Genomic DNA, 9,271 nt, shown 5'->3' with positions numbered 1-9,271 from the left:
GTCGGAGGTGCGGTGCGAACAGACCCCGGAGGGATCGCTCTCAAGCGACGCCCGCCACACACGGGCCGCGCACTCGGGCTGCTGGCCGCTCTCGGCGTCCTGGTTTTCCTGTGCCTGCTGAGCGTCTGGCTGGGGTCGAAGGAGATTTCGTTCGGCGCCGTCTGGCAGGTGCTCTGGCACGACGACGGCTCGGCCGACGCGGTGATCATCCACAGTGTCCGGATGCCGCGGACACTGCTGGCGGTACTGGTCGGCGCCGCGCTCGGCCTGGCCGGCACGCTCATGCAGGCGCTGACCCGCAACCCGCTGGCCGACCCGGGGCTGCTGGGCATCAGCGCCGGAGCCGCGTTCGCCATCGTCTTCTCCATCACCGTGCTCGGCGTCGGCTCCCTGTACGGCTACATCTGGTTCGCCTTCGCCGGTGCGCTCGCCGCGACCGCGGTCGTCTACTTCCTCGGCACCCGCGGCCGCAGCGGCTCGAGCCCGGTCAAGCTCGCCCTCGCCGGAGCCGCCGTCACGGCCCTGCTCGGCTCGTTCACCAGCGCGATGGTGCTGTCGGACCCGGTGGCGCTCAACCGGTTCCGCTTCTGGTCCGCCGGTTCGCTCGCCGGTGTCGACAGCGGTTCGCTGCTGCGGATCCTGCCGTTCCTGCTCGCCGGCGTGGTGCTGGCGATCACGAGCGGCCCCGCGCTGAACAGCCTCGCGCTCGGCGACGACGTCGCGGTCGCGCTCGGACGGCGCCTCGGCCCGCTGCGGCTGCGCGGCGCCCTGGCCATCACGCTGCTCACCGGCGCTTCCGTCGCGGTCGCCGGGCCGATCGTGTTCCTCGGCCTGATCGTCCCGCACGCCGTGCGGTTCGTCATCGGGCCCGACCACCGGTGGCTGCTGCCCTACACCGCGGTCCTCGCGCCGTGCCTGCTGCTGGCCGCGGACATCCTCGGCCGGATCATGGCCCGGCCCGGCGAGGTCCGCGCCGGCGTGATCGTCGCCTTCCTCGGCGCGCCGTTCTTCATCTGGCTGGTCCGCCGCCGCAAGCTGGTGGAGTCCTGATGAGCCTCCTGCAGGTGCGGCGCGACCGCGTCGTCTTCCGCCTCGCGAAACCGGCGGTGTCCGGGCAGATCCGGCTGCGGCTGGTGGCCGTTTCGCTCGTGCTCGCCGTGCTGGCGTTCGCGTTGTTCTGCGTGGGCATGACGATCGGCGACGTCCCGCTCGGCGTGTCCGACGTCCTGTCCGCCGTGTTCGGCGGCGGCGACAGCGGCACCGGCTACATCGTGCGGGAGCTGCGGCTGCCGCGGGCGCTCACCGGGCTGCTGGCCGGGCTCGCGTTCGGCGCGTCCGGCGCGGTGTTCCAGACCATCACGCGCAACCCCCTGGCCAGCCCGGACATGATCGGGATCAACGCGGGCGCGGCCACCGCCGTCGTCGCCGGCATCTCGTTCGGCTTCGGCGGGGGCCTCGGCACCACCACGCTCGGCCTGCTCGGCGGACTGCTCACCGGCCTGCTCGTGTACGTCCTCGCCTGGCGGCGCGGCACCACCGGCTACCGGATCATCCTGGTCGGCATCGGCATCTTCGCGATGTGCACCAGCCTGACCGACTACCTGCTCAGCCGCGCGCAGATCACCGAAGCCCAGGCGTCGATCGGCTGGCTCGTCGGGAACCTGAACAACCGCGGCTGGGAGCACGTCGTCCCGCTGGCTTGCGCGCTGGCGGTGCTGCTGCCGCTCGTGCTGGCCCTGTCCCGGTGGATGCGCACCCTGCAGCTCGGCGACGACGTGGCCGCCGGCCTCGGCACGCCGGTGCAGCCGGTGCGGCTGGGGCTGCTGCTGTCCGGCGCCGGCCTGGTGGCCTTCGCGACGGCGTCCGCGGGCCCGGTCTCGTTCGTCGCGCTGACCGCGCCGCAGATCGCGCAACGCCTGGCGCGCCAGGCCGCCCCGCCACTGACGGCGTCCGCACTCACCGGCGCGGTCGTGGTGCTGGGCAGCGACATCCTGGCCCGCACGGTCACCGCGTCCCCGCTGCCGGTGGGCATCGTGACCGGCGCGCTCGGCGCCCCGCTCCTGCTCTGGCTGCTGGCCAGGGCCAACCGATCCGGCTCCGGAGGCTGAGAAGATGACACCGTCCCTGCGGGTGCAGGACCTGCGCGTCGCCTACGACGACCGGGTCGTCATCGACGGCCTCGACCTCGACATCCCGCCCGGCAAGATCACCGCGATCGTCGGGGCGAACGCGTGCGGGAAGTCGACGCTGCTGCGCACGATGGCCCGGCTGCTGACGCCGAAGTCGGGCGCGGTGTACCTCGACGGCCGCTCGATCCAGGACCTCCCGACTCGCCAGGTCGCCCAGCGGCTCGGCATCCTGCCGCAGTCCCCGGTCGCGCCGGAGGGCATGACGGTGGCCGACCTCGTCGGCCGCGGCCGGGCCCCGCACCAGAGCTGGTGGCGCCAGTGGTCCACATCGGACGAAGGCGCGGTCGCTTCCGCGTTGGCGGCCACGGAGCTGACGGACCTGGCCGACCGCCCGGTGGACGAGCTGTCCGGCGGCCAGCGCCAGCGCGCGTGGATCGCGATGGCGGTCGCGCAGGACACGCCGGTGCTGCTGCTCGACGAGCCGACGACGTACCTGGACCTGGCCCACCAGATCGACGTGCTGGATCTCGTCGTCGACCTCAACCGCGCGGACGGCCGCACGGTGGTGATGGTGCTGCACGACCTGCCGCAGGCGTGCCGCTACGCCGACCACGTGATCGCGATGAAGGCGGGCCGCGTGGTGGCCTCCGGCGAGCCGGCGTCGGTGATCACGGAGGACCTGGTGGCGGAGGTCTTCGACGTGCGCTGCCAGGTGACGCCGGATCCGGTGAGCGGGACGCCGATGGTCATCCCGATCAGCCGCCACCACCCGGCACCGGCGCACCAGGCCTGATTCTCCGGCAAGCTGGCGGCATGTACGTGCTGCCCGAAAAGACCACCGGCCCCGAGCGCGAACTGCTGGAGGCCATGCTCGACCGCGGCCGCCTCGCGCTCGTCGAGAACGCGCGCGGCCTGTCGGAAGCGGACGCCCGGCGCCGGCTGGTCCCGTCGCTGACCACGCCGATCGCGCTGGTCAAGCACGCCGCCGTCGCCGAGCGCCGGTGGTTCCAGTGGCTGATCGCCGGGCTCGCCGAGGACGAGATCGACGGCCCGTCGACGCCCGGAGACCCCAGTTTCGTGGTCGCCGACGACGAAACGGTCGACGACGTGATCGCCGAGTACGAGCGGACCAGCGCGCGCTCACGCGAGATCGCCGCGGGCTTCTCGCTCGACGACCGGTGGACGCACCCGGTCGTCGGCGAGGTGACCCTCCGCTTCGTGTACCTGTTCCTGATCGAGGAACTCGCCCGCCACACCGGCCACGGCGACATCCTGCGCGAACAGCTCACCGCGCGCTGACGACGTCGCCGAGCGGCCGCCGACTAGCCCGGCACCAGGTCGTGCAATCGCCCTACGCCTCACTGTCACCACCGTGTGGCAGTTCAGCGTAGGCTGATCGCGAGCTCCCCCGCCGGCGCCGCGACCACCCGGCGGTCCACCACGGACTGCAGGATCTCCCCCACCCGCACCGCGGTGTTCGACAGCAGCGACGACGTGATGCCGTGCGTGTGCTCGGTGCCGCCCTGCAGGTAGATCCCGCCCCGGACCGGGAAGTCCGTGGTCAGCCGGTAGTCGCGCTCCACACGCAGGCGCCCGGAGTCGTCGCGCAGGCACCGCGGGCCCAGTTCGCCGAGCAGCGGCGTCGGGTCCGCGGGCCGGTACCCCGTGGCGTAGACGACCGCGTCGGCGGCCAGGACCGTGCGCTCGCCCGTCGTCAGGGACTCGACCGTCACCGTTCCCGTGTCGGTCACCTCGACCGGGCGCGAGACGTTGAACAGCCGCAACCGCTCCACGCCCAGCACCTTCTCGCGGTAGACGCGCCGGTAGAGCTCGTCGATCAGGTCGATGTCGACGGCCGAGTAGTTCGTCGCGCCGTGGTAGCGCATCAGGCGGTCCTTCACCGGCTCGCCCGCGCGGTAGAACTGGTCGACCGCCTCGGGGTCGAAGATCCGGTTGGCGAACGAGCTGTCGTCGGCCGGGCTGTAGCCGTAGCGGGCGAACACCGCGCACACCTCGGCGCGCGGGAACTCCTCGTGCAGCAACGCGGCGACCTCGGCCGCGCTCTGGCCGGCCCCGACCACGACGAACCGCTTCGGATCCGCCTCGCGCAGGCCCTCGACGCGGAACAGCAGCTCGCTGTTGTGCCAGATCCGCTCGCCGGTGGTGACGCCCTCGGGCAGCTGGGGCCGCAGCCCCGTGCCCATCACGAGGTTCCGGGCCCGCAGCGCCGACCCGTCCGAGGCCTGGACGTCGAAGTACGCGACTTCGGCGCCGTCGTACACCGGCGTCACGGAGACGACCTCGGTGCCGTAGGAGACGACGTCGTCGACCTTCGCGGCCGCCCACTCGAAGTAGTCGTGGAACTCCACGCGCAGCGGGAAGAGGTTCTTGTGGTTGATGAAGTCGACCAGCCGGCCGGCGGCGTGGAGGTAGTTGAGGAAGCTGAACTCGCTGGTCGGGTTCCGCATGGTGACCAGGTCCTTGAGGAACGACACCTGCATCGTGGCGGTGTCGATCAGCATCCCGCGGTGCCAGCCGAAGCGCGGCTGCCGCTCGAGGAAGTGCGCGGTCACCGGCTCCCCCGCGCCCAGGTCGTTGTGCTCGGCGAGGGCGATCGCGAGGGCCAGGTTCGACGGTCCGAAGCCCACGCCGACGATGTCGTAGATCGGGACCTCTGCACTCATGTTGCTCCCTCGCGCGCTCCGGTACGGTTCAGGGAACCCTAACCTAACTTAGGCGAGCCTCGCCTAGTACGTTCGTGGTGATGTTCGTCCCCCGACCATGAAAGGCACTCTCGAATGCGCGTGGCGATGTTCGGCTACCAGACCTGGGGGCACCGGACCCTCCAGGCGCTCATCGACGCCGGCCACGAGGTCGCCCTCGTGGTCACCCACCCGAAGAGCGACCACGCCTACGAGCGGATCTGGGCCGACTCGGTCGCCGACCTCGCCGAAGAGCACGGCATCCGCGTGCTGCTGCGCAACCGCCTGGACGACGCCGAACTGCTCGCCGAACTCCAGGCCGCCGGCCTCGACCTGATCGTCGCGAACAACTGGCGCACCTGGCTGCCGCCGGAGATCTTCGAGCTGCCGCGCCACGGCACCCTCAACATCCACGACTCGCTGCTGCCGGCGTACGCGGGCTTCTCACCGCTCATCTGGGCCATGATCAACGGCGAGCCCGAGGTCGGCGTCACCGCCCACATGATGGACGGCGAGCTCGACGCCGGCGACATCGTGCTGCAGCGCGCGATCCCGGTCGGGCCGTCCGACACCACGACCGACCTCTTCCACCGCACGGTCGACCTCATCGCCCCGATCACCGCCGAGGCCATCGCCCTCATCGAGACCGGGTACACGCCGGTGCCGCAGGACCGGTCGAAGGCCAGCTTCTTCCACAAGCGGGCCAAGCGGGACAGCCTGATCGACTGGACGCTGCCGCCCGCGGACCTCGAGCGGTTCGTGCGCGCGCTGTCCGACCCGTACCCGAACGCGTTCACCTATCACCGCGGCGAGGAGCTGCGGATCCTGAAGGCGTCGGTTTCGCAGGGGCACTACGGCGGCACGCCGGGCCGGATCTTCATCCGGGAGGGCGACGGCGTGGTGATCGTCGCCGGGCCGGGCGCCCGCCGCGGGCAGTCCCCCGGCCTGCTGGTCGAGCGCGTCCGCACCGCCGACGGGACCGACCTGCCCGCGCACGAGTACTTCAAGACGATGGGCGGCTACTTGTGCAGTGACGCGAAGCGTCTCCGTTGAGGGTGGTGGCGGGGGCCTGGATGGACTGACCGACCGCCCGTGACCGGTCAGGCGTCCTTGCCCCGCGCCGGCACGACCGTGTTCTGGTCCGCGGCGCCGGGCAGGGTGCGGACGATCGTGTCCTGTGCCCAGCGTTCGCTGAACCCGGCGAGGAACGCGAGCCCGGCGAAGAAGAAGTTGACCTTTTCCACCGAAGCGGGAAGCGCGATCGGCAGCAATCCGGCGCTCACGAGCACGAACATCGACGCGCCGAACACGGCTCCGATGATCAGCCGGAAGAACCCGGACATAAAGGCCACGAACCGTCCCTGAGCAAGGCTCACATTCAATTTCTGCCGGTCGCCCGCGCGGATCATGACACTCAGGATCGCGCCGATGGCACCCGAAGCCAGGCTGATGATCAGCGTGGTGACGATTTCGGCCTTCATGGGCACGAACTTCAGGGCGATCACGGCGGCGACGGCCAAGACGAAACCCGCGGCGAGACCACCCAGATAGCGGGCGAGCGCGCGGTCCTGAGCGGCGTCACGCGCGTTCTGCTCGATCTGGCGGAGCTCCTTCTGGGCCGACACGGCCGCGGCCTGCACCCGCTTCGGCTTGTCCGGCGAACCCACCATCGCGTCGAGCACGCCCAGGAGGACGACAGCCGTGGTGTAGATGCCCCGCGCCAGGATCTCCTGGGTCTTCCCCTCCAACAGGACCGAGTACTTCCGCTCGACCCGGCGGGCCGACCGGAAGACGTCGTCGACGTCCGTCGTGCTCTGCAGCGCGTCGTAGTACAGCCTCATCTTGAGGACGTTCCGCTCCGCGCCGCCGTCGGCCTCGGTCTGCTCCTTCGCGAGGACGAGCAGGATCGCCGCCGGGAAATTGAGCGCGTAGTACTCCTCCAAGATCTTTCCCTGGCTGTCCTCGTACGCCGCTCGCATCGCCGCGAATTCCGGCCGCCCGTTCTGCTTGGCCTCGATGAGATCGGACAGGCACGGGCAGTCCACCCGGACCCCCGGTTCCGCTTGCCCATTCCTCAGCCTGCTGTCCACCACCACGGCGATCTCCCCTCGTCGACGACGGCGCCGCCGCCACGTCGCCTCACCCCTCGAATCTTTCCGATCTCACTCATTGTTACGGCGGCCACCCGGTGGCACCAATATCACTGTTTGAAAGCCACTCGAACAGCCGCAAGAAATAACGCCATGGAGGCGCGATTGTCACGGTTGGGCGGTGACCGGTGAGCGGGACATCCCTTGGCGGCGGCCGCGCCGATGAGCAGGATGTCCCGCATGGCCGGGATCAGCTTCCTCGAAGAACACCGCACCTGGGTGCTCACCGGGGACTCGAGCACGTACGCGCTCCGGCTCGACGAGGACGACGTCCCGACCCACGTCTACTGGGGGCCGGCGCTGCCCGGCACCGACGTCGCCGAGCTGACCGGGAAGACGCTCCCCTGGTGGGACGGCTTCAACGACCCGAACGAGGGACTCGGCGAACTCGCCGCCGACGGCGGCACCCGCTACTGGACACCCGCCCTGCAGGTCCGGTTCGCCGACGGAACGCGGGCCCTCGAATGGCGGTACGCCGGCCATGACACCACCGCCGACCACCTGCGCCTGTTCTTCGAGGACCGGCACTACCCGTTGCGGATCACCCTGCACTACCGGCTGCGCGGCGCCGTCCTCGAACGCTGGACCGAGCTGAGCGCCGACACCGACGTCGAGGTCGTCCGGGCCGACTCCGCCACCTGGGCGTTGCCGGTCTTCGAGGACTACCGGCTCAGCCACGTCACCGGCCGCTGGGCGGCGGAGACGCAGCTGCACCGGTCGCCGGTGCCGCACGGGGAAACCGTCTTCGGCAGCCGTCGCGGGATCACCGGCCACCACGCGAACCCGTGGGTGATGGTCGACGACGGCACGGCGACCGAGCGCCACGGCGAGGTCTACGGCGTCGCGCTGGCGTGGAGCGGGTCGTGGCGGCTGACCACCACGCGCTCGTCGACCGGGCGGCTGACGGTCAGCGGCGGCTTCGGGCAGGACGGTGTCGTCCACCGCGTCGGGCCGGGCCGCCCGCTGGTCACCCCCGTGTCCGCGGGGCTGTACAGCGACGGCGGGTTCGGCGCGGCGAGCCGCGCGTGGCACGCCTACGTCCTCGCGCACGTCCTGCCGCACCCGGGCGAACTGCGGCCGGTGCTCTACAACTCGTGGGAGGCCACCGGGTTCGACGTCACCGAGGCCGGGCAGCGCGCCCTCGCCGAGCGGGCGGCCGCGCTCGGGGTCGAGCTGTTCGTGATGGACGACGGCTGGTTCGGCGCCCGCACCGGCGACCACGCCGGGCTCGGCGACTGGCAGGTCAACCGCGCGCGCTTCCCCGACGGCCTCAAGCCCCTGGTCGACGCGGTGCACGGGCTCGGCATGCGGTTCGGCATCTGGGTCGAGCCCGAGATGGTCAACCCCGACAGCGACCTCTACCGCGCCCACCCGGACTGGGTGCTGCACCACCCGCACCGGCGCCGCTCGGAGCTGCGGCGGCAGCTGGTGCTCAACTTCGCCCGCCCGGACGTCGCCGCGTGGGCGCACGAGTGGCTCGACCGGCTCGTCGGCTCGCACGGCATCGACTTCCTCAAGTGGGACATGAACCGGCCGTTCAGCGAAGCGGGCTGGCCCGGCGAACCCGACCAGGACCGGTTGTGGGTGGAGCACACCCGCGCGGTGTACGCGCTGCTCGACCGGCTGCGCGCGGACCACCCCGGGCTGCGGATCGAGTCCTGCTCCGGCGGTGGCGGCCGGATCGACCTCGGCGTGCTCGCCCGCACCGACCAGGTCTGGACCTCCGACAACACCGACGCGCTCGACCGGCTGCGGATCCAGCACGGCTACGGCCAGCTCTACCCGGCTCGCGCGATGTCGGCGTGGGTCACCGACAACCCCAACTTCGTGACGGCCCGCTCGGTGCCGCTCGAGTTCCGGTTCCACGTCGCCATGGCCGGCGTGCTCGGCCTCGGCGGCGACATCGTGCAGTGGCCCGAGGACGATCTCGCGCTGGCCCGGGACCTCGTGGCGCTCTACAAGGACATCCGGCCGGTCGTGCAGCACGGCGCGCTGTACCGGCTCCGGCCGCCGCACGACGACGGCGTGACCGCCCTCCAGTACGTCCACGGCGACCGGGTGGTCGTGTTCGCCTACCGGCAGGCCGCGCACTTCAACGCGCCGGAGCGGCCGCTGCGGCTCGACGGCCTCGATCCGGCCGCGCGGTACCGCGACCCGGGTTCGGGCCGCACGCACAGCGGGGCCGTGCTGCTCGCGCACGGGCTCCCCCTCACCCTGCCGCCCGGCGACTTCGCCAGCACCGTCCTCCGACTCGATCGCATAAAGATCTGATCTATCTCGCGCTTTTCGC

The 9,271-nt window shown here is 71.4% G+C and carries 8 protein-coding genes; 6 read left to right on the top strand and 2 right to left on the bottom strand.

Going from position 1 to position 9,271, the window contains the following annotated elements; genetic code table 11:
- Positions 1 to 12 precede the first annotated feature (12 nt).
- The 4 genes from ACWED2_RS38725 to ACWED2_RS38710 are packed head-to-tail and all read left to right on the top strand — an operon-like array spanning position 13 to position 3,428.
- Positions 13 to 1,050, top strand: coding sequence for a FecCD family ABC transporter permease (locus tag ACWED2_RS38725; protein WP_449695487.1), 1,038 nt, complete (start codon positions 13 to 15; stop codon positions 1,048 to 1,050).
- A complete protein-coding gene (locus tag ACWED2_RS38720; RefSeq protein WP_449695486.1) occupies positions 1,050 to 2,108 on the top strand; it encodes a FecCD family ABC transporter permease in 1,059 nt (352 codons plus the stop codon). The genes ACWED2_RS38725 and ACWED2_RS38720 overlap by 1 nt, the downstream gene beginning before the upstream one ends.
- 4 nt (positions 2,109 to 2,112) lie before the next feature.
- A complete protein-coding gene (locus ACWED2_RS38715; RefSeq protein WP_449695485.1) occupies positions 2,113 to 2,922 on the top strand; it encodes an ABC transporter ATP-binding protein in 810 nt (269 codons plus the stop codon).
- 20 nt (positions 2,923 to 2,942) lie between these two features.
- A complete protein-coding gene (locus tag ACWED2_RS38710) occupies positions 2,943 to 3,428 on the top strand; it encodes a DinB family protein (RefSeq protein WP_449695484.1) in 486 nt (161 codons plus the stop codon).
- Between the two features lie 83 nt (positions 3,429 to 3,511).
- Here ACWED2_RS38710 and ACWED2_RS38705 read toward each other — a convergent pair whose 3' ends face one another.
- A complete protein-coding gene (locus ACWED2_RS38705; protein WP_449695483.1) occupies positions 3,512 to 4,813 on the bottom strand; it encodes a lysine N(6)-hydroxylase/L-ornithine N(5)-oxygenase family protein in 1,302 nt (433 codons plus the stop codon).
- A 114-nt stretch (positions 4,814 to 4,927) separates the two neighbouring features.
- Here ACWED2_RS38705 and ACWED2_RS38700 point away from each other — a divergent pair, with 114 nt between their 5' ends.
- A complete protein-coding gene (locus ACWED2_RS38700; protein WP_449695482.1) occupies positions 4,928 to 5,884 on the top strand; it encodes a methionyl-tRNA formyltransferase in 957 nt (318 codons plus the stop codon).
- Between the two features lie 47 nt (positions 5,885 to 5,931).
- Here ACWED2_RS38700 and ACWED2_RS38695 read toward each other — a convergent pair whose 3' ends face one another.
- A complete protein-coding gene (locus ACWED2_RS38695) occupies positions 5,932 to 6,876 on the bottom strand; it encodes a hypothetical protein (protein WP_449695481.1) in 945 nt (314 codons plus the stop codon).
- A 285-nt stretch (positions 6,877 to 7,161) separates the two neighbouring features.
- On the opposite strand from ACWED2_RS38695, the gene ACWED2_RS38690 reads away from it, so the two are divergent.
- A complete protein-coding gene (locus ACWED2_RS38690) occupies positions 7,162 to 9,252 on the top strand; it encodes an alpha-galactosidase (protein WP_449695480.1) in 2,091 nt (696 codons plus the stop codon).
- Positions 9,253 to 9,271: the final 19 nt, after the last annotated feature.

The organism is Amycolatopsis sp. NPDC005003 (assembly GCF_053600695.1).
This window is presented reverse-complemented; position numbering and strand designations above follow the sequence as displayed.